At 54.2% G+C, this 19725-nt stretch carries 18 protein-coding genes and 2 tRNA genes; 11 read left to right on the forward strand and 9 right to left on the reverse strand.

Going from position 1 to position 19725, the window contains the following annotated elements:
• Nucleotides 1-36: 36 nt before the first annotated feature.
• A complete protein-coding gene (hydN, locus tag OGW44_RS24525) occupies nucleotides 37-582 on the forward strand; it encodes an electron transport protein HydN (protein ID WP_003037366.1) in 546 nt (181 codons plus the stop codon).
• A gap of 94 nt (nucleotides 583-676) precedes the next feature.
• Nucleotides 677-2917 (forward strand): carbamoyltransferase HypF, encoded by a 2241-nt coding sequence (gene hypF / locus OGW44_RS24530; protein ID WP_185654481.1) that lies wholly within the window; start codon nucleotides 677-679, stop codon nucleotides 2915-2917.
• A gap of 110 nt (nucleotides 2918-3027) precedes the next feature.
• On the opposite strand, the gene norW is transcribed toward hypF, so the two are convergent.
• The gene (gene norW, locus OGW44_RS24535; protein WP_103284142.1) at nucleotides 3028-4161 is read right to left on the reverse strand and encodes an NADH:flavorubredoxin reductase NorW; all 1134 of its coding nucleotides are present in this window, start codon (nucleotides 4159-4161) and stop codon (nucleotides 3028-3030) included.
• Complete coding sequence (gene norV / locus OGW44_RS24540; protein WP_185654482.1) at nucleotides 4158-5606, reverse strand: anaerobic nitric oxide reductase flavorubredoxin; 1449 nt, start codon at nucleotides 5604-5606, stop codon at nucleotides 4158-4160. The genes norW and norV overlap by 4 nt, the downstream gene beginning before the upstream one ends.
• A 190-nt stretch (nucleotides 5607-5796) precedes the next feature.
• On the opposite strand from norV, the gene norR reads away from it, so the two are divergent.
• Nucleotides 5797-7314: a nitric oxide reductase transcriptional regulator NorR gene (gene norR / locus OGW44_RS24545; protein WP_016154174.1), complete on the forward strand. Its 1518-nt coding sequence runs from the start codon at nucleotides 5797-5799 to the stop codon at nucleotides 7312-7314.
• Here the strand turns inward: norR and gutQ are convergent.
• The 7 genes from gutQ to srlA all read right to left on the reverse strand — a co-directional run bounded on the left by gutQ (nucleotide 7311) and on the right by srlA (nucleotide 12274).
• Nucleotides 7311-8276, reverse strand: a complete 966-nt coding sequence (gutQ, locus tag OGW44_RS24550) for an arabinose-5-phosphate isomerase GutQ (protein WP_046274841.1) — start codon at nucleotides 8274-8276, stop codon at nucleotides 7311-7313. The two genes, norR and gutQ, sit on opposite strands and share 4 nt — an antisense overlap.
• Nucleotides 8269-9042: a glucitol operon DNA-binding transcriptional repressor SrlR gene (gene srlR, locus OGW44_RS24555; RefSeq protein ID WP_003037350.1), complete on the reverse strand. Its 774-nt coding sequence runs from the start codon at nucleotides 9040-9042 to the stop codon at nucleotides 8269-8271. Before srlR ends, gutQ begins: the two co-directional genes overlap by 8 nt.
• A 70-nt stretch (nucleotides 9043-9112) precedes the next feature.
• Nucleotides 9113-9472, reverse strand: a complete 360-nt coding sequence (gutM, locus tag OGW44_RS24560; RefSeq protein WP_016154172.1) for a transcriptional regulator GutM — start codon at nucleotides 9470-9472, stop codon at nucleotides 9113-9115.
• A 97-nt stretch (nucleotides 9473-9569) separates the two neighbouring features.
• Nucleotides 9570-10349 (reverse strand): sorbitol-6-phosphate dehydrogenase, encoded by a 780-nt coding sequence (gene srlD / locus OGW44_RS24565; RefSeq protein ID WP_003037345.1) that lies wholly within the window; start codon nucleotides 10347-10349, stop codon nucleotides 9570-9572.
• Between the two features lie 17 nt (nucleotides 10350-10366).
• Entirely contained in the window at nucleotides 10367-10729 is a 363-nt protein-coding gene (gene srlB / locus OGW44_RS24570) for a PTS glucitol/sorbitol transporter subunit IIA (RefSeq protein ID WP_016157310.1), read from the reverse strand.
• A 13-nt stretch (nucleotides 10730-10742) separates the two neighbouring features.
• Nucleotides 10743-11714, reverse strand: coding sequence for a PTS glucitol/sorbitol transporter subunit IIB (srlE, locus tag OGW44_RS24575; RefSeq protein ID WP_169329883.1), 972 nt, complete (start codon nucleotides 11712-11714; stop codon nucleotides 10743-10745).
• Nucleotides 11711-12274, reverse strand: coding sequence for a PTS glucitol/sorbitol transporter subunit IIC (gene srlA, locus OGW44_RS24580; RefSeq protein WP_016154169.1), 564 nt, complete (start codon nucleotides 12272-12274; stop codon nucleotides 11711-11713). Before srlA ends, srlE begins: the two co-directional genes overlap by 4 nt.
• Before the next feature lie 264 nt (nucleotides 12275-12538).
• On the opposite strand from srlA, the gene mltB reads away from it, so the two are divergent.
• The 8 genes from mltB (at nucleotide 12539) to OGW44_RS24620 (ending at nucleotide 19723) form a co-directional block, all read left to right on the forward strand.
• A complete protein-coding gene (gene mltB, locus OGW44_RS24585; protein WP_046274844.1) occupies nucleotides 12539-13618 on the forward strand; it encodes a lytic murein transglycosylase B in 1080 nt (359 codons plus the stop codon).
• 191 nt (nucleotides 13619-13809) lie between these two features.
• Nucleotides 13810-14307: a nicotinamide-nucleotide amidase gene (pncC, locus tag OGW44_RS24590; RefSeq protein WP_016154167.1), complete on the forward strand. Its 498-nt coding sequence runs from the start codon at nucleotides 13810-13812 to the stop codon at nucleotides 14305-14307.
• A 92-nt stretch (nucleotides 14308-14399) separates the two neighbouring features.
• Entirely contained in the window at nucleotides 14400-15464 is a 1065-nt protein-coding gene (gene recA, locus OGW44_RS24595) for a recombinase RecA (protein WP_016154166.1), read from the forward strand.
• Nucleotides 15465-15533: 69 nt separating this feature from the next.
• Nucleotides 15534-16034, forward strand: a complete 501-nt coding sequence (recX, locus tag OGW44_RS24600; protein ID WP_016154165.1) for a recombination regulator RecX — start codon at nucleotides 15534-15536, stop codon at nucleotides 16032-16034.
• Between the two features lie 128 nt (nucleotides 16035-16162).
• Nucleotides 16163-18790, forward strand: coding sequence for an alanine--tRNA ligase (alaS, locus tag OGW44_RS24605; RefSeq protein ID WP_016157306.1), 2628 nt, complete (start codon nucleotides 16163-16165; stop codon nucleotides 18788-18790).
• Between the two features lie 238 nt (nucleotides 18791-19028).
• Nucleotides 19029-19214, forward strand: coding sequence for a carbon storage regulator CsrA (gene csrA, locus OGW44_RS24610; protein WP_000906486.1), 186 nt, complete (start codon nucleotides 19029-19031; stop codon nucleotides 19212-19214).
• A 336-nt stretch (nucleotides 19215-19550) separates the two neighbouring features.
• Nucleotides 19551-19643, forward strand: a tRNA-Ser gene (locus tag OGW44_RS24615).
• Between the two features lie 3 nt (nucleotides 19644-19646).
• A tRNA-Arg gene (locus OGW44_RS24620) sits at nucleotides 19647-19723 on the forward strand.
• The last annotated feature ends 2 nt before the right edge of the window (nucleotides 19724-19725 follow it).

The raw sequence follows: 19725 nt of genomic DNA on the forward strand, positions 1-19725 counted from the left end.
GCTTCGGCAGATAATCTGTCATTGCTGGAGAAATTGATGAACCGTTTCATCATTGCAGACGCCAATAAATGCATTGGTTGCCGTACCTGTGAAGTGGCCTGCGTGGTATCCCATCAGGATAACCAGGACTGCGCATCGCTGACCCCTGAAACCTTTTTACCCCGCATTCACGTCATCAAAGGCGTTAATGTCTCCACGGCGACGCTGTGCCGCCAGTGTGAAGACGCGCCGTGCGCTAACGTCTGTCCGAACGGTGCAATCAGCCGTGATAAAGGCTTTGTTCACGTGATGCAGGAGCGCTGCATTGGGTGTAAAACCTGCGTTGTGGCTTGCCCTTATGGCGCAATGGAAGTGGTCGTGCGTCCGGTTGTTCGTAACAGCGGGGCAGGTCTGAACGTCCGGGCAGAAAAAGCCGAAGCCAATAAGTGCGACCTGTGCCACCATCGTGAGGCCGGCCCTGCCTGTATGGAAGTCTGCCCGACTCACGCGCTGATTTATGTGGATCGCAATAAGCTTGAGCAACTGAGCGCTGAAAAACGCCGTCGCGCGGCGCTGGATTCCACGGCATCTTTGCTGTTCTGATATCTGAAAATCCGCGTAAAATACGTGCCGGATAAGGCGAAGCCGCCATCCGGCAAACGGACATTTCAGGGATACAATACCGCGGGAATTCATCATGACAATAAACAACCACTCCGGCGTACAGCTGCGTATTCGCGGTAAGGTACAGGGCGTCGGATTTCGCCCCTACGTCTGGCAACTGGCGCAGCGGTTACAGTTACATGGCGATGTGTGTAACGACGGTGACGGTGTGGTTGTGCGTATACAGGAAGATCCGGCAGAGTTTATTGCGCAATTGCATCAACACTGCCCGCCGCTGGCGCGCATTGACAGCGTTGAGAGCGAACCGTTCGCCTGGACGCAGCCGCCTGCCGATTTCTCGATTCGGCAAAGTGCTGGCGGCACGATGAATACGCAAATCGTTCCGGATGCCGCGACCTGTCCAGAATGTCTGGTTGAAATGAACACCCCCGGCGAACGCCGCTATCGTTATCCCTTTATCAACTGCACCCACTGTGGCCCGCGCTTTACGATTATCCGCGCCATGCCCTACGATCGCCCGTTTACCGTGATGGCGTCATTCCCACTCTGTGCGCAATGCGATAAAGAGTATCGTGATCCATACGACCGTCGCTTCCATGCCCAGCCCGTTGCCTGTCCGGCATGCGGTCCCCACCTCGAATGGTTTAGCGCGGGTGAGCGGGCGGAGAAAGAAGAGGCGTTGCAGGCGGCAGTATCGCGCCTGAAAGCAGGCGGTATTGTGGCCGTTAAAGGGATTGGTGGGTTTCATCTGGTGTGCGATGCACAAAATGATGACGCCGTAGCGCTGCTCAGGCTGCGCAAACACCGTCCGGCAAAACCTCTGGCAGTGATGCTGCCCGGTGATGACGGACTGCCTGAACCCGCTCATCGTTTGCTGACAACCCCAGCCGCGCCGATCGTGTTGGTGCAGAAACGCTATATCGCAGCATTGAGCGAGGGCATTGCGCCAGGGTTAACGGAAGTGGGCGTCATGCTGCCAGCGAATCCGTTGCAGCATTTGCTCTTACAAGAGATGAAGTGTCCGTTGGTAATGACCTCCGGCAATCTCAGCGGCAGACCGCCCGCTATTACCAACGCGCAGGCGCTGGAAGATTTACACGAAATTGCCGATGGTTTCCTGTTGCATAACCGCGAAATTGTGCAGCGGATGGATGACTCTGTGGTACGCGACAGTGGGGAGATGCTGCGTCGTTCACGGGGTTACGTGCCGGATGCGGTGGCGCTGCCGCCAGGATTTCACGACGTGCCGCCGATGCTTTGCCTGGGCGCAGATCTGAAAAATACCTTCTGCCTGGTGCGTGGTGAACAGGCGGTTATCAGCCAGCATTTGGGCGATCTCAGCGATGACGGCATTCAGCAGCAGTGGCGTGATGCGCTGCGCCTGATCCAGAACATTTATGACTTTACGCCGCAGCGTATCGTGCATGATGCACACCCTGGTTATGTTTCCAGCCAGTGGGCCAGCGAAATGAATCTGCCAACCGAAACGGTGCTGCATCACCATGCGCATGCCGCTGCGTGTCTGGCCGAGCACGGCTGGTCGCTCGACGGTGGCGACGTGATTGCCCTGACGTTAGACGGTATCGGCATGGGGGAAAACGGCGCGCTGTGGGGGGGGGAGTGTTTGCGGGTCAACTATCGTGAATGCGAACACCTTGGCGGCTTACCGGCGGTAGCGCTGGCGGGGGGCGATCTGGCGGCAAAACAGCCGTGGCGCAATTTGCTCGCGCAGTGCCTGCGTTTTGTTCCTGACTGGCAGCGCTACCCGGAAACATCGGTGCTGCAACATCAAAACTGGAACGTGCTGGCGCGCGCCATTGAGCGGGGGATTAACGCACCGCTGGCGTCATCGTGCGGACGGCTGTTTGATGCCGTTGCCGCCGCGCTTCAATGTGCGCCGAAATCGCTGAGTTATGAAGGTGAGGCGGCCTGCGCGCTGGAGGCGATGGCATCGCAATGTGCTGGCGTTGAGCACCCTGTCACGGTGCCGCTTGATGGCAATCAGCTGGACTTAGCGGTTTTTTGGCAGCAATGGTTGACCTGGCAGGTCAAACCTGCCGAAAGAGCGTGGGCGTTTCACGACGCGCTGGCGCGTGGGTTTGCCACCCTGATGCGTTTGCAGGCCGAAGAGCGGGGGATTAAGACGCTGGTATTCAGCGGAGGTGTGATGCATAACCGCTTATTGTCAGCCCGGCTGGCGTTTTATCTGCATGATTTTACCTTACTGTTCCCGCAGCGTTTACCGGCGGGCGATGGCGGGTTGTCGTTGGGGCAGGGCGTGATTGCCGCGGCGCGGGCGTTGGCGCAAAAATAAAAAAAGCCCCGGGACTGGCGGGGCAAGAACTACAGGTCGGGGCATACCGACAAGTGGCAACGCACATCCATGTGCGTGAGGTTAATAAATCAAGCAACGGTATCCTGTACTTACACTGGCAGCGTTTTCAGCAGCGCAAAGGCCTCTTTCATGCGGTCTTCGCTGACGACAAAGGCACATAGCTGGCCTGCATCGTTCATCCCTCTGGCCACCATCCCTTGCGCTTCGGCGGCAATATGCCAGTTCAGATCGCGGCGCTGGGTTTCCCCAGCCAGATGCAAGGGTAATTCCGGCGTTTTGACTTTTACCAGCATGGCAGGCAACTTCAATGGCGCATTGCCGCCGAGCAGGTTTTTCGCCAGATACATGGCGCTCAGCTGAATCGGTTGCAGGAACGGGAGTACCTGACCGTTAATTTCCGCACAGTCGCCGAGAGCATAAATGTCCGGGTGACTGGTTTGCAGGTAGCTGTCGACGCAGACGCCACGATTGATGTTCAACCCGGCGCGACGCGCCAGCGCGGTTTCAGGGCGCAGGCCCGTTGCGGCGATCACCGCATCGACTTCTACGCTGCGGCTACGATCGAGCGTGGCGCGAATCCCCGACTCCGTTTTCTCCAGCCCCTGAATCTGCGACTTCAGCAGCAGGTGTACGCCCATATCGGTCAGACGATGCTGTAAGCGACTGCTTACTTCTGGCGGCATCAGCGAAGCCAGAATGCTGGCGGCGTTGTCGATAAGCGTCACCGCTTTACCAGCACGACAAAAATCCATCGCCAGTTCGCTGCCAATCAAGCCGCCGCCGACAATCAGCACCCGTTGGGCGTCACGCAGTTGTGTTTCACAGGCGCGATACTCTTGTTGGCTGTTCAATGTGAGCATTAACTCACGTCCGGTAATCGGCGGTACGAAGGCCGACGCTCCCGTCGCCAGCACCAGTTTGTCGTATGGCCACTGTTGCTCCTGGCTTTTCACTACGTGAGCATCGGCATCGATGTCGGTTACCCAGGTGTGCGGAAAGAGGCGCAAATTAAACTGTTCGGCAAACTCCCCCGCCGACTGGCGGGTGAGGTCGTCTGCACGTTGCGACTGACTGATAACATGGCTGAGATCGGGCTTGTTGTACTCATCCATACTGTCTGCAGCAATCAGGGTCAGCGGGACATTTGCATCCTGCTTACGGATATTTTTGACTAACTGGCGGGCGGCGAAGCCTGAACCAATAATGACAATTCCGCGGCTCATTTTGCCTCCGTTGCCAGTACGTCAAAGACGTCTTTACCTAATGAACATTCCGGGCACAGGAAGTTATCCGGCACGTCGCTCCATGGTGTTCCCGGCGCGACATCCTGCAGCGGTTCACCTTTTGCCGGGTCGTAAATCCACTGGCATACGCTGCACTGCATGCTTGGACCAAGATCAGCGGCAGCCGCAGCGGCACAGGCGCACTCTTCCTCTTTGGTTGCCGTTTTGACGATTGTTTCCGGCTGCGGAGCAAGCGCCCACTGACGTGCGATTTCACGGCCATGCTGGCGACACAGTTCCAGCGCGTCCAGATCCGGACGCCATTTCGCTTTCAGACTCAGCGACATCTCGAAACCGGCATCCTGCAAGCGTGTGGACAAACGGTCTACCGCACCGCCGCTCCAGCCGTGTGAACCAAAGGCGCTGGCGCGTTTGTTACGAAAACGCAGGCCGGTCATCTCTTCTACCAGACCGGCGATTTTTGGCATCATTACGTTATTCATCGTTGAAGTACCAACCAGCACGCCTTTAGAGCGGAAGACGTTAGTCAGGACTTCGTTTTTGTCGCTACGGGCGACGTTAAAGATTTTCACCGCCACGTTGGGGTCAACTTCGTTGATGCCCTGGGCAATGGCGTCCGCCATCATGCGGGTGTTGTTGGACATGGTGTCGTAGAAAATGGTGATACGGTCTTCCTGATAGTCATCCGCCCATTTCAGATACATTTCAACGATTTGTGTCGGGTTGTCGCGCCATACCACGCCGTGGGAAGTGGCAATCATATCCACCGGCAGGTTGAAGCCGAGAATCTCAGTGATTTTCGGTGTAACCAGACGGCTGAACGGCGTCAGGATGTTGGCGTAGTAACGCTGGCACTGTTCGAACAGTTCGGTCTGGTCAACTTCGTCGTTAAACAGACGTTCATCACAGTAGTGCTGGCCGAAGGCGTCGTTACTGAACAGCACCGCATCGCCGGTCATGTAGGTCATCATGCTGTCAGGCCAGTGCAGCATCGGCGTTTCAACGAAGATCAGCTGCTTACCGTTGCCAATGTCCAGCGAGTCGCCGGTTTTCACCACGTTGAAGTTCCACTCCGGGTGGTGGTGGTGCCCGTTGATAGAGTCAATAGCGTTGGCTGTGCAGTAAATTGGCGTGTCCGGGATGCAGGACATCAGTTCAGTCAGCGCACCGGCATGGTCCTCTTCCGCGTGGTTAATGATGATGTAGTCGATATCTGCCAGGTCAATTTCACTGCGCAGGTTCTGCACGAATTCACGGCTAAACTTGTGGTCTACTGTATCGATCAGGACATTTTTTTCTTCACGGATGAGATAACTGTTGTAGCTGCTACCGCGCAGCGTTTTATATTCAGTCCCGTGGAAATCACGAACTTCCCAGTCACGTTGGCCAACCCAATGAATGTTATTTTTAACCAGAATAGACATAGCAACCTCAGTAATTAATTCAGCGTTTTTCTAAAAAAGATGTTTTGCTTATTGCAGGTTGCGTGCCAACTTTTTATTTGTTGATTTTAAAGGGTTTGTTTTTTAATGCCTATAAGGTGGTAGTCAAAATGACTATTCATTTTATTGTCAATATGACAATATGAATTGTCAAAATGACAATGAGGTCGTCATGAGTTTTTCCGTAGACGTGCTGGCGGGTATCGCCATTGAATTACAAAGCGGTATTGGACATCAGGACCGTTTTCAACGCCTGATAACCACCTTGCGTCAGGTGTTGGAGTGCGACGCGTCGGCATTGCTGCGCTATGAGTCGCGACAGTTTATTCCGCTGGCGATCGATGGGCTGGCGCAGGACGTTCTCGGCAGGCGCTTTACCCTGGAAGGGCATCCTCGTCTGGAGGCGATTGCCCGCGCCGGGGACGTGGTTCGTTTCCCTGCTGACAGCGATTTGCCAGACCCTTACGATGGGCTGATTCCGGGCCAGGAGAGCCTGAAGGTACACGCCTGCATTGGCTTACCGCTGTTCGCCGGTCAAAATCTGATTGGCGCGTTAACGCTGGATGGCATGGAGCCCGATCAATTCGATGTTTTCAGCGATGAAGAGCTTAGGCTGATTGCCGCGCTGGCGGCGGGCGCGCTGAGCAATGCGCTGCTGATTGAACAACTGGAAAGCCAGAATATGTTGCCGGGCCCGTCGACGGCCTTCGAGCAGGTGACTGAAACCCAAATGATTGGCCTGTCGCCCAATATGCTGCAGTTGAAAAAAGAGATTGAGATTGTGGCGGGATCCGATCTCAACGTACTGATTAGCGGCGAAACGGGGACCGGGAAGGAGCTGGTAGCTAAGGCTATCCATGAAGGTTCGCCGCGCGCGGTGAATCCGCTGGTGTATCTGAACTGCGCGGCGTTGCCGGAAACCGTAGCGGAAAGTGAGCTGTTTGGTCACGTAAAAGGCGCCTTTACCGGGGCTATCAGCAATCGTAGCGGTAAGTTTGAAATGGCTGACAATGGGACGCTGTTTCTCGATGAGATTGGCGAGCTCTCGCTGGCGTTACAGGCTAAGTTGCTACGTGTGTTGCAGTACGGCGATATTCAGCGTGTGGGTGACGATCGCAGCCTACGCGTGGATGTTCGGGTGCTGGCCGCAACGAACCGTGATTTACGAGAAGAGGTGCTGGCCGGGAATTTCCGTGCGGATTTGTTCCACCGTCTGAGCGTCTTTCCCCTTTCCGTACCGCCCCTTCGTGAACGCGGCGAAGATGTGGTGCTGCTGGCCGGTTATTTTTGCGAACAATGTCGGCTGCGGCTGGGACTTTCCCGCGTGGTGTTAAGTCCCGGCGCGCGTAGCCATCTGTTGAATTATGGCTGGCCCGGGAACGTGCGCGAGCTGGAACATGCCATTCACCGGGCGGTTGTTCTGGCAAGGGCCACCAGGGCAGGGGATGAAGTGGTGCTTGAGGCGCAGCATTTTGCCCTGCAGGATGAAACCCCGGCTCCCCAGGCAGAGGTTGTTGCGGAGATCCCGCAGCATCGCAACCTGCGTGAGGCAACGGAGTCATTCCAGCGGGAGATGATCCGCCGGGCGTTGGCGCAAAATAATCACAGTTGGGCGGCAAGTGCGCGGGCGCTGGAAACAGACGTCGCCAACCTGCACCGGCTGGCGAAACGTCTGGGGCTGAAGGATTAGAGAATACCTGCCTGATAGAAATCCTGCAGGTTGATAGCACCGGTGAGTTTACCGTTTTCATCTACCACCGGTGCGGCAGTGATTTTGCGCTTCATCAGGATCTCTTTGGCGTCAATGGCGCGGCTCTGCGCCTGCAGCGTAATGCCATTATGGGTCATTGCTTCGCTAACCTGAGTGGTGAGCGCTCCGCCGCCAACCAGCCAGCGGCGCAGGTCACCGTCGGTAAAGACGCCTTTCACCAGCGACTCGTCGTCGCAGACTGCCACCAGGCCAAGACCCGTACGGCTTAGTTCCAGCATCGCGTCCATGACGCTGGTGGTGAGCGTCACCTGCGGAATGGCATCGTCACGGCGCATCAGATGATGCACTTTATTTAACAGACGAGCGCCCAGCGCACCCGCCGGATGCGAGCGGGCAAAATCTTCTTCGTTAAAGCCGCGCGCCTGCATCACGGCGATTGCCAACGCGTCGCCCATCATCAGAGTGTTCACGGTACTGGAAGTCGGTGCCAGGCGCATCGGACAGGCTTCGCGCTCAACGGAAATATCCAGCACGGCTTTGGCTGCCAGACCCAGCGGTGAGGTCGGTTTTCCGGTCATTGCCAGCAGAGCGACGGACTTGTCTTCCAGGCGCGGAATGATGAGATCCAGTTCTTTTGCGCCGCCGGAGTAGGAAATAAACAGCATGACATCACGGCTTTCAATCATCCCTAAGTCGCCGTGCAGCGCTTCAGCCGGATGCACAAAAAAGGCGGGCGTGCCGGTACTGGCGAGGGTCGCGGCTATTTTTTTGCCAATATGGCCTGATTTGCCAATCCCGGAGACAATCACTTTGCCTTCGCAGTGGATGATAGTATTGGCGGCGCGGACAAAATCATCGCCCAGTCGTTCAGGCAGTCGGCTGGCTTCCTGTAGCTCCAGCATTAACGTCTGACGGCCCGCGTTCAGTAGTGCATCACTCATTGGTTTCTCCGGTTATGATCACTTCAATCCCTTTTGCTTCCAGCGCCTGACGAAACGCTGGGTCGATACCCGCATCGGTAATCAGCTTGTCGACGCTTTCCAGACTGCACACAACATTGGGGCTTTTGCGCCCAAATTTTGACGAGTCAGCCATCAGAATCACTTCGCGAGCGGCATTGCACATCGCTTTACTGACGCTAAACACCTCATTAAAGGTGGTCACGCCGGCATTGAGGTCAATGCCGTCGGTGCCCATGAAGAGTTTATCAAAGCTGAACTGCTCAAAGGCGTTTTCTGCCAGCTGACCGTGAAATGACGCAGATTTTTTGCGAAAGGTCCCGCCGGGCATCAGGATAGTTTGCTCGTTGTCCAGCTCTGAAAGGGCGTTAACAATGTGCAGACTGTTGGTCATGACGGTGATGTTGCTAAAGCGGGTGAGCATCGGCACCATCTGCAATACGGTGCTGCCCGCATCCAGAATAATCGAGTCGCCATCGTGAATAAAACGGACGGCGGCTTCGGCAATCTGCTCTTTTTTATGCGTATTGATTAGCGTTTTGTGATCGATTGGCGGGTCGGATTCGTCTTTATTTAATACCACGCCGCCATAGGTACGAATGACGGTTCCGGCATTCTCCAGAATGACCAGGTCTTTGCGAATGGTCGTGCCGGTTGTGTCAAAGTAGTGGGCCAGTTCTTCAACCGAGCATTTTCCCTGCTTTTGCAGATGCTCCAATATGGCTGCCTGTCGCTGACGAGGTTTCATAGGCGTGATTACCCTGACTTATTAGGTTGCAAAATGATAATTTCGCAAGCTATTAGCATTCACAACGAAATTACCCATGTTTCAGTTTAAGCGCCAATGATAGTGCATTCTGCGCTAACGGATCATGGGGAAAGATCACATCAGGCTGTAAATCATCAAGATGTTTGCCCATTATCGTGGCAATTTTACCGGGCCTGGCAAATACAGTAAGACCTTTCATAAATAACGAATCGGTAACCCGCTGCTGCTCATCCAGCGCGATGGCGACCACCACGCGGGGTTTAAACCGTCCACCGGAACGACCTACGCCAACCCGACCCCGCTGGCAGAGTTGATCAAACGCCCGGTTAAAGCGGGATATTTGCCAGCCACCGAGCGCCAGTTGCAGGCACCAGGCGATAGCGGCGACGGTAATCAGTGCGGAAACCATAATGTGCTCCTTTGATTTTGCCGGATGGCGGCTGTGCCTTATCCGACCAGGTGTGTGTAGGCCCGGTAAGCGCAGCGCCACCGGGCAATCATGTTTCTTAGAACATCACCTGACCACCGGTCACGTTAATGGACTGACCGGTGCAGTAAGAGGCTTTCGGGCTGGCGTAAAACAGCAGCATGTTCAGCACGTCCTGATAATCGCAGCCGCGCTTAAGCGGAACCTTATCAATGTAGTACTGCTCGACTTCGTCTGGCTTAAGGCCAAGCTTGGTCGCATATTGCGGTAATAATGACTGGAACATCGGTGATTTCAGCAGATTGCCGAGCATCAGTGAATGCACGGTGATCCCGTACTCTGCCAGATCCAGCGCCAGCGACTGGGTTAAACCTACACCGCCAAATTTTGCCGCGCTATAGCCTGAGTTGTGTTTACTGCCCACTTTCCCTGATTTGGAGTTGATCTGGATAATGCGTCCCTGGACGCCATCGCGGATCATCAGGCGTGAAAATTCCCGTGCGCAGAGAAAGTAGCCGACCAGATTCACCTGCAACGAGCGATCGAAATCCCCAAGCTGAAAGTCGCTGATAAACGCGGCTTTTGCGATACCCGCGCTGTAAACCAGCAGATCGACGCGGCCAAATATTTCATCCACTCCGCGCGACAGCGCCAGCACACTCTGTTCGCTGGTGGCATCAGCGCCAAAACCGTAGGCGGTGCCTTCGCCAAACTCGGCGTTAATTTCCTGCGCGACGTTGGCGGCTTTATCGCTTTGGATATCCACCACCGCGACGCGGTACCCTTCTGTCGCAAGCCCACGGCAAAGGAATGCCCCCAGGGTCTGGCCTCCACCAATGACAACGGCAACCTGATTCATCTTTATCTCCTTCAATCTTAAGCAATAAACTTCAAAATACAGCCCGGTGCGATACCGTCCGGTACGGGGCCCGCAACGTGTACGGTGCCGGGAAATTCCGCTTCACTCAGTCCGTCAAAACGCAGAGTGATATGCCCCAGTTCACGTAAGTTTTGTTCCGCCACGCTGCCAACGGCTGTGACCGGGTAGTGATGCTGGCCTAGCTCAAATTGGATCCCAGCCTGCAAAGAGCCGTTCAGCTCCCCATGGCAATGGATGAAGCAAAATTCTTCGATATCCGCAGGCGCGCCTTCACGAAAGGTAATTAGCATCTGGTCGCAGAGTGCATCCGGGGCGCTCTGGCCGATGCGGGTGATGGTGGTTTCATAAATCACGGTCATTTTTGAGTGCCTCTTATTGGTAAATAAAGCCGGAAACAAACCAGGCGATGAGAACGGTCGGTGCGCCGGTCAGAAAACGACTCACCAGTACGGATGGCACACCGACGCGGACCGTGTCCTGGCGCGCTTCGGCTAGCGACAATCCGACTGGAATAAAGTCGCATGCCGCCTGAGCGTTAATGGCGAACAAGGCAGGTAGCGCCAGATGCGGAGGAATGTTCCCCAAACCAATCTGTACGCCGATCAGGACGCCGATAACCTGGGCGATGACCGCACCAGGGCCGAGGAAAGGGGACAGCAGCGGGAAAGAGCAGATCAGCGCCAGGGTTACCAGCCCCAGCGGATGGCTGGCCAGCGGTGCGAGTCCATGGGCAATCCAGTCCCCCAGGCCAGACGCCATAATGATGCCGATCAGCGCCGAGACGAACGCCATAAACGGCAGAATGGTTTTCAGGACGGTATCGATAGTGTCTCGCCCGGCCTGAAACAGAACCGCAACGGCTGAACCCATTCCCATGCCGACTTTTGCCAACAGACCGTCGCTTTGTTCGGTAATTTTCTTGCTGGTGTCGTACTCGCGACCCATCGTGCTGTTTGCAGGCGTTGGCGCAGCGGATGCTTCACCGATAACGCTAATGTTTTCTTCTTTCACGCCGGAGACATAGATATCTTCGATAATATATTGGGCCAGCGGACCGGATTTACCCGTCGCGTGAATATTCACTGTTGGTATACGGCGTTTTGGATAGATCCCGCAGCGCAGCGTGCCGCCGCAGTCGATGATCGCCACGCCAATTTCGTTCTCTGCCGGCTCGCCCTCTTTGAAGCCATCAACGGCCTGCCAACCTGTCAGGCTGGCTATCCTGTCGACTATTGCGGGGCGAGTCCCTGCGGTGATATAGACAATTTTCTTGCCTGGCACGGCATCCAGTTCAAGCGGGCCGCCCCAGCCGCCGGTGCCTTTTTCAATACGAATACGCGTCATGATGCTGCTCCCGCCAGATGTACTTTCTGCTCAAGTTGAATGCCCATTTTTTTCTCAAAGATGGTGGTGGTGAAATCGGTCACCCAGCCGCGGAAGAAGTTGGTCACCAGGCCGACCAGCAAATAGCTCACCGCCAGCGGGCCGAGCGGAAGACCCAGCGTGGTCAGTCCGCTGGCGATCCCCAGATAGACGAACAGCTCACCGGGGTTGATGTGGGGAAATAAGCCGTTCATTGAATGGCAGCTGTAAGAGGCGGCTGCGTAGTAGCTGGGCTTGAACTTTTCCGGCATAAAGCGGCCCAGGCTCAGCGTCATAGGATTACAAAACACAAATGTGCCGATGCACGGCAGCAGTAGATAGCGGGACAGCGGGTTTCCGGCGCAGCGCTGGGCAAAACGTTCAATACGTTGCTGACCGATAAAGTTAATCAGCGCATTCATGATGACCAGCAGACTGATCAGCAGAGGCAGAATACCGGTCACCATGCCGGTAAACACCTCTCCGCCTTTCTGGAACAATCCGATAAACCACTCAGCACCGAGTGTGATGGTGTCGATCATTATTCTCTCCTGTAGGGGTTTTAGTTATCTTGCCAAACGGTAACTAATTTTAATCAGATCGAAAGATTTAAAAGTGTTATTTTGATCGCAAAATGAAAGATAAATATTTTAACTTGAAAGATTGTGCGTGAGAACGCGCAAATGTGCCGGTCAGGAGTGCAAGAGGGGGGAAATTCTGTGAAGGAGAGCGACTACTGCTTCCTTGTGTGGCGGAGGATGCTTTACCATACTTCTCCCAGGCTGAATTTGTTTAATGGATGTCTCATGTTCAAGCGTCGTTATGTAGCGTTACTTCCCCTTTTCGTATTGCTTGCTGCTTGTAGCAGCAAACCTAAACCTTCAGAGACTCAAACGACTACGGGTACGCCATCCGGCGGCTTCCTGCTTGAGCCACAGCACAATGTCATGCAAACGGGCGGCGATTTTGCCAATAATCCGAACGCGCAGCAGTTCATCGAGAAAATGGTGAACAAGCACGGCTTTGACCGCCAGCAGTTGCAGGAGATCCTGTCGCAGGCCAAGCGTCTGGACTCGGTATTGCGTTTGATGGACCGCCAGGCGCCGACGACTCAACCGCCAGCCGGACCTAACGGTGCATGGCTGCGGTATCGTAAACAGTTCATCACTCCGGATAACGTGCAAAACGGTGTGGCCTTCTGGAACCAATATGAAGATGCGCTGAATCGTGCATGGCAGGTCTACGGCGTACCGCCGGAAATAATCGTTGGCATTATTGGCGTAGAGACTCGCTGGGGCCGCGTGATGGGTAAAACGCGGATTCTGGATGCGCTGGCGACGTTGTCGTTTAACTATCCTCGTCGTGCGGAATATTTCTCTGGTGAACTGGAAACCTTCCTGCTAATGGCGCGAGATGAAAGCGACGATCCGCTCGATTTGAAAGGTTCTTTCGCAGGGGCGATGGGCTACGGCCAATTTATGCCATCTTCCTATAAGCAATATGCCGTTGATTTCAATGGCGATGGTCACATTAACCTGTGGGATCCGGTTGATGCTATCGGTAGCGTGGCGAACTATTTCAAAGGCCACGGCTGGGTGAAAGGCGATATGGTTGCGGTTCCGGCGAATGGCCAGGCGCCTGGGCTGGCGAACGGCTTTAAAACCCAGTACAGCATTTCTCAGCTTGCCGCCGCAGGCCTGACGCCGCAGCAGTCCCTGGGTAATCATCAGCAGGCCAGCCTGCTGCGACTGGATATCGGTACCGGTTATCAGTATTGGTATGGACTGCCGAACTTCTACACCATCACCCGCTATAACCACAGTACCCACTATGCCATGGCCGTGTGGCAATTGGGTCAGGCGGTCGCGCTGGCGCGCGTGCAGTAATCATTTGTTATCGGTCTACAGGGGCAATTCCTTGTAGACCGAATAGGCTATCCTGGTGCGTTATCCGGTACTCTTTTGAATGCGGTTTATCTATTTTCTGAATGCCCCTCGTAAAATTGTCTCCTCATCCCCATCTTGGTTATGAAAGTGCTATCTTGTCCGGCATATTTTTTTAACTGACAGAGGCTGAAATGACCGACAGTGAACTGATGCAGTTAAGCGAGCAGGTTGGCCTGGCGTTGAAAGCGCGCGGGGCAACCGTGACGACGGCGGAATCCTGCACCGGCGGCTGGGTAGCTAAAGCAATTACGGATATTGCCGGCAGCTCCGCCTGGTTTGAACGCGGGTTTGTGACCTACAGCAATGAAGCCAAAGCGCAGATGATTGGCGTGCGCGAAGAGACGCTGGTCCAGCATGGGGCGGTGAGCGAACCTGTGGTGGTGGAGATGGCGATTGGCGCGCTAAAAGCGGCCCGCGCGCATTTCGCTGTTTCGATTAGCGGTATTGCGGGGCCAGATGGCGGCAGTGAAGAAAAGCCCGTGGGGACGGTATGGTTCGCTTTTGCCAGCGCGAGCGGCGAGGGGATTACTCGCCGGGAATGCTTCAGCGGCGATCGCGATGCGGTACGTCGACAGGCGACCGCCTACGCGTTACAAACCCTGTGGCAACAATTTCTACAAAATACTTGATACTGTATGAGCATACAGTATAATTGCCCCAACAGAACATTATCTATCACGTTTCGCGGTTTAACCCGAAAGCGGCATGACAGGAGTAATTAATGGCTATCGACGAAAACAAACAGAAAGCGTTGGCGGCAGCGCTGGGTCAGATCGAAAAGCAATTCGGTAAAGGCTCCATCATGCGCCTGGGTGAAGACCGTTCCATGGATGTGGAAACCATCTCCACTGGTTCGCTTTCTCTGGATATCGCATTGGGCGCGGGCGGTTTGCCAATGGGCCGTATCGTTGAAATCTACGGGCCTGAATCTTCCGGTAAAACGACGCTGACCCTGCAGGTTATTGCTGCCGCACAGCGCGAAGGTAAAACCTGTGCGTTCATCGATGCTGAACACGCGCTGGATCCCGTCTATGCGCGCAAGCTTGGCGTTGATATCGACAACCTGCTGTGCTCTCAGCCTGATACCGGTGAACAAGCGCTGGAAATCTGTGATGCGCTGGCGCGCTCCGGTGCGGTTGACGTTATCGTTGTCGACTCCGTTGCCGCATTGACGCCGAAGGCAGAAATCGAAGGCGAGATTGGTGACTCTCACATGGGCCTTGCGGCACGTATGATGAGCCAGGCCATGCGTAAGCTGGCCGGTAACCTGAAGCAGTCCAACACGCTACTGATTTTCATCAACCAGATCCGTATGAAGATTGGCGTTATGTTCGGTAACCCGGAAACCACCACCGGTGGTAACGCCCTGAAATTCTATGCTTCTGTTCGCCTGGATATCCGTCGTATTGGCGCGGTGAAAGAAGGCGACAACGTGGTTGGTAGCGAAACCCGTGTTAAGGTCGTGAAAAACAAAATTGCCGCGCCGTTCAAACAGGCTGAATTCCAGATTCTTTACGGTGAAGGTATCAACTTCTACGGCGAACTGGTCGATTTGGGCGTGAAAGAGAAGCTGATTGAAAAAGCCGGTGCATGGTACAGCTACAACGGTGAGAAAATTGGTCAGGGTAAAGCGAATGCCACTAACTGGCTGAAGGAAAACCCGGCAACTGCGAAGGAAATTGAGAAGAAAGTACGCGAGTTACTGCTCAATAACCCGGATTCAAAACCAGACTTCTCTGTTGATGACAGCGGTGAAGATGTAAAAGAAACGAACGAAGATTTCTGATAATCTGACGTTATCGCACATAGAAGGGCTGCATACCATGCAGCCCTTTTCCATTTCTGAAGGCTCACTATGACAGAAGCAACTTCCCGCCGCTCCGCTTATTCCCGACTTCTTGACCGCGCTGTACGTATACTGGCGATGCGCGATCACAGCGAGCAGGAACTGCGGCGTAAGCTGGCCGCTCCGGTGATGGGAAAAAATGGACCGGAAGACATTGATGCAACGCCGGAGGATTACGACAAGGTCATCGCCTGGTGTATTGAAAGTCGTTATCTGGATGATGACCGCTTCGTTCAGCAGTTTATCTCCAGCCGTAGCCGTAAAGGTTATGGACCCGCGCGCGTGCGTCAGGAATTAAACCAAAAAGGGATTTCGCGTGAAGCCGTTGAACGAGCCATGCGCGAGTGCGAAATTGACTGGGCAGCACTTGCGCGCGCACAGGCCATTCGTAAATACGGAGAACCTTTACCTGTAGATTTTTCAGATAAGGTAAAGGTCCAGCGCTTTTTGCTCTACCGTGGCTATCTGATGGAAGATATTCAGGCAATATGGCGAAATTTTGACGATTGAGCGCATACGGGATTTTACTTCCCAGTAAAGAAAACTTATCTTATTCCCACTTTTCGATTGCCAGAGGCGCAGTTTACGTGCCGATGCTGGTAATGACATTTCGTTAGCTTGATTTCTTCAGGATAATTATGAGCAAGAGCACCGCTGAGATCCGTCAGGCGTTTCTCGATTTTTTCCATAGTAAAGGACATCAGGTAGTTGCCAGCAGCTCCCTGGTACCGAACAATGACCCTACTTTGTTGTTTACCAACGCCGGGATGAACCAGTTCAAGGATGTGTTCCTTGGCCTCGACAAGCGTAATTATTCCCGCGCAACCACCTCGCAACGTTGCGTGCGGGCGGGCGGTAAGCACAACGACCTGGAAAACGTCGGTTACACTGCACGTCACCATACTTTCTTCGAAATGCTGGGCAACTTCAGCTTCGGCGATTATTTCAAACATGATGCTATTCAATACGCATGGGAACTGCTGACCGGTGAAAACTGGTTTGCCCTGCCAAAAGAGCGTCTGTGGGTCACCGTCTATGAAACTGACGATGAAGCCTATGAAATCTGGGAAAAAGAAGTCGGCATTCCGCGCGAACGTATCATCCGTATCGGTGATAACAAAGGCGCGGCTTATGCTTCCGACAACTTCTGGCAGATGGGTGATACCGGCCCTTGCGGTCCGTGCACCGAAATTTTCTACGATCATGGCGACCACATTTGGGGTGGCCCTCCGGGAAGCGCAGAAGAAGATGGCGATCGCTACATTGAGATCTGGAACATCGTCTTCATGCAGTTCAACCGTCAGGCTGACGGTACCATGGAACCGCTGCCGAAGCCGTCCGTGGATACCGGTATGGGCCTTGAGCGTATTGCGGCCGTGCTGCAACACGTTAACTCCAACTATGAAATCGACCTGTTCCGTTCACTGATTGAGTCCGTGGCGAAAGTCACCGGCGCGACCGATCTGAGCAACAAGTCGCTGCGCGTTATCGCTGACCATATCCGCTCCTGTGCATTCCTGATTGCCGATGGCGTTGTCCCGTCGAATGAAAACCGTGGTTATGTGCTGCGTCGTATCATTCGTCGCGCGGTACGTCATGGCAACATGCTGGGCGCGAAGGATACCTTCTTCTACAAGCTGGTTGGTCCGCTGGTGGACGTCATGGGCTCCGCAGGTGAAGAACTGAAGCGTCAGCAGGCTATGGTTGAGCAGGTTCTGAAAACCGAAGAAGAGCAGTTTGCGCGTACACTGGAGCGTGGTCTGGCGCTGCTGGATGAAGAACTGGCAAAACTGTCCGGCGATACACTGGATGGCGAAACCGCATTCCGTCTGTATGACACCTACGGTTTCCCGGTTGACCTGACGGCGGACGTTTGCCGCGAGCGCAACATTAAGGTTGACGAAGCGGGCTTTGAAGCTGCAATGGAAGAACAGCGCCGTCGCGCACGTGAAGCCAGCGGCTTTGGCGCAGACTACAATGCGATGATTCGTGTTGATGGCGCCTCTGAATTTAAAGGCTACGAACACCTGGAACTTAACGGCAAAGTGACCGCGCTGTTTGTTGATGGTAAAGCGGTAGACGCAATTAACGCAGGTCAGGACGCAGTTGTCGTACTGGATCAGACTCCGTTCTATGCGGAATCTGGTGGTCAGGTTGGCGATAAGGGTGAACTGAAAGGCGCAGGCTTCGCGTTTGCCGTGAGCGACACGCAGAAATATGGCCAGGCGATTGGTCACATCGGTAAGCTGTCTGCGGGTTCTCTGAAAATTGGCGATGCAGTACAGGCTGATGTTGATGAAGCTCGTCGTGCGCGCATTCGCTTGAACCACTCCGCAACGCACCTGATGCACGCGGCGCTGCGCCAGGTACTGGGCACGCATGTGGCACAGAAAGGCTCGTTGGTTAACGATAAAGTGCTGCGCTTCGACTTCTCTCATACTGAAGCTATGAAGCCTGCTGAAATCCGTGCCGTTGAAGATCTGGTGAATGCGCAAATTCGTCGCAATCTGCCGATTGAAACGAACATCATGGATCTCGAAGCGGCGAAAGCCAAAGGCGCAATGGCGCTGTTTGGCGAGAAATATGACGACCACGTGCGTGTTCTGAGCATGGGTGATTTCTCTACCGAACTGTGTGGTGGTACTCATGCCAGCCGTACGGGTGATATCGGTCTGTTCCGTATTGTGTCTGAGTCAGGCACTGCGGCGGGCGTTCGTCGTATCGAAGCTGTGACCGGTGAAGGCGCTATCCAAACCGTGCATGCTGAGAGCGATCGCTTAAGCGATATTGCGCAGCTGCTGAAAGGCGATAGCCAGAATATTGGTGACAAAGTTCGTTCCGTGCTGGAGCGTACGCGTCAACTCGAAAAAGAATTGCAGCAATTGAAGGAACAGGCTGCGGCGCAGGAGAGTGCAAATCTCTCCAGCAAAGCGGTTGATATCAATGGCGTGAAGCTGCTGGTCAGCGAACTCGCGGACGTTGAGCCGAAAATGTTGCGTACCATGGTTGATGATCTGAAAAATCAACTGGGGTCTACCGTTATCGTTCTGGCAACGGTAGTGGAAGGTAAGGTTTCTCTGATTGCGGGTGTGTCTAAGGACGTGACAGATCGCGTGAAAGCAGGGGAACTGGTTGGAATGGTCGCTCAGCAGGTAGGCGGTAAGGGTGGTGGTCGTCCGGACATGGCGCAAGCCGGTGGTACGGATGCTGCGGCTCTGCCAGCAGCGTTAGCCAGTGTGAAAGGCTGGGTCAGCGCAAAACTGTAATAATTATAAGCGTAAGTCGACGCTGCGGACTTCAATCCGTAGCGTTTGTATCAACGCTATCGACAACGATAAAGTCAGGTTGAAGTTGTGTATATCGGCTAAACTTAGGTTTAACAGAATGTGATGCCGTGACTGCTTACACTTAGGTGTTTGTCATCGCTTACTTTTTGGCGTTATATGATGGATAATGCCGGGATACAGAGAGACCCGACTCTTTTAATCTTTCAAGGAGCAAAGAATGCTGATTCTGACTCGTCGAGTTGGTGAGACCCTCATGATAGGCGATGAGGTCACCGTGACAGTTTTAGGGGTGAAGGGCAACCAGGTGCGCATTGGCGTAAACGCCCCGAAAGAAGTTTCTGTCCATCGTGAAGAGATCTACCAGCGTATCCAGGCTGAAAAATCCCAGCAGTCCAGTTACTAAGGTTTTCGCGTCTCACCTTTCTGGTGAGGCGCAACCTGATTGAATTATCCCTTTTCTTCTCTTTTCTTCTTCGTCTTCCTCATTTTTTCGATTCCCATCCGCGCATTGCCTTTCCCTGCGATTTTTCCGTTTGTTCATTGCCTCAGGAAATTGCCAATTTATCTGTTGATAAAACACTCTTTTTGCCGTTTTTGCAGACTAATTGCGCGTGAAATGTGCAAACGATAAAAGCGCTGGAAAAATTGTTTGACTTATAAGTCCCAGAAAGTAATATGTGCGCCACGCAGCGACGATGAGCAGAAACAAGTTCTTCGAAGCACTCGCAAGAGGCGTGTTGGTGAGGTGGCCGAGAGGCTGAAGGCGCTCCCCTGCTAAGGGAGTATGCGGTCAAAAGCTGCATCCGGGGTTCGAATCCCCGCCTCACCGCCATTTGCATCCGTAGCTCAGCTGGATAGAGTACTCGGCTACGAACCGAGCGGTCGGAGGTTCGAATCCTCCCGGATGCACCATC

Origin of the sequence: Citrobacter sp. Cb023 (genome assembly GCF_030336805.1) — a bacterium.
Taxonomy (GTDB): Bacteria; Pseudomonadota; Gammaproteobacteria; order Enterobacterales; family Enterobacteriaceae; genus Citrobacter; species Citrobacter braakii.

Excerpts from the sequence above, each read along its gene's own strand:
- hydN (WP_003037366.1), top strand. The coding sequence starts at position 37 with ATGAACCGTTTCATCATTGCAGACGCCAATAAATGCATTGGTTGCCGT.
- hypF (WP_185654481.1), top strand. The coding sequence starts at position 677 with ATGACAATAAACAACCACTCCGGCGTACAGCTGCGTATTCGCGGTAAG.
- norW (WP_103284142.1), bottom strand. The coding sequence starts at position 4,161 with ATGAGCCGCGGAATTGTCATTATTGGTTCAGGCTTCGCCGCCCGCCAG.
- norV (WP_185654482.1), bottom strand. The coding sequence starts at position 5,606 with ATGTCTATTCTGGTTAAAAATAACATTCATTGGGTTGGCCAACGTGAC.
- norR (WP_016154174.1), top strand. The coding sequence starts at position 5,797 with ATGAGTTTTTCCGTAGACGTGCTGGCGGGTATCGCCATTGAATTACAA.
- gutQ (WP_046274841.1), bottom strand. The coding sequence starts at position 8,276 with ATGAGTGATGCACTACTGAACGCGGGCCGTCAGACGTTAATGCTGGAG.
- srlR (WP_003037350.1), bottom strand. The coding sequence starts at position 9,042 with ATGAAACCTCGTCAGCGACAGGCAGCCATATTGGAGCATCTGCAAAAG.
- gutM (WP_016154172.1), bottom strand. The coding sequence starts at position 9,472 with ATGGTTTCCGCACTGATTACCGTCGCCGCTATCGCCTGGTGCCTGCAA.
- srlD (WP_003037345.1), bottom strand. The coding sequence starts at position 10,349 with ATGAATCAGGTTGCCGTTGTCATTGGTGGAGGCCAGACCCTGGGGGCA.
- srlB (WP_016157310.1), bottom strand. The coding sequence starts at position 10,729 with ATGACCGTGATTTATGAAACCACCATCACCCGCATCGGCCAGAGCGCC.
- srlE (WP_169329883.1), bottom strand. The coding sequence starts at position 11,714 with ATGACGCGTATTCGTATTGAAAAAGGCACCGGCGGCTGGGGCGGCCCG.
- srlA (WP_016154169.1), bottom strand. The coding sequence starts at position 12,274 with ATGATCGACACCATCACACTCGGTGCTGAGTGGTTTATCGGATTGTTC.
- mltB (WP_046274844.1), top strand. The coding sequence starts at position 12,539 with ATGTTCAAGCGTCGTTATGTAGCGTTACTTCCCCTTTTCGTATTGCTT.
- pncC (WP_016154167.1), top strand. The coding sequence starts at position 13,810 with ATGACCGACAGTGAACTGATGCAGTTAAGCGAGCAGGTTGGCCTGGCG.
- recA (WP_016154166.1), top strand. The coding sequence starts at position 14,400 with ATGGCTATCGACGAAAACAAACAGAAAGCGTTGGCGGCAGCGCTGGGT.
- recX (WP_016154165.1), top strand. The coding sequence starts at position 15,534 with ATGACAGAAGCAACTTCCCGCCGCTCCGCTTATTCCCGACTTCTTGAC.
- alaS (WP_016157306.1), top strand. The coding sequence starts at position 16,163 with ATGAGCAAGAGCACCGCTGAGATCCGTCAGGCGTTTCTCGATTTTTTC.
- csrA (WP_000906486.1), top strand. The coding sequence starts at position 19,029 with ATGCTGATTCTGACTCGTCGAGTTGGTGAGACCCTCATGATAGGCGAT.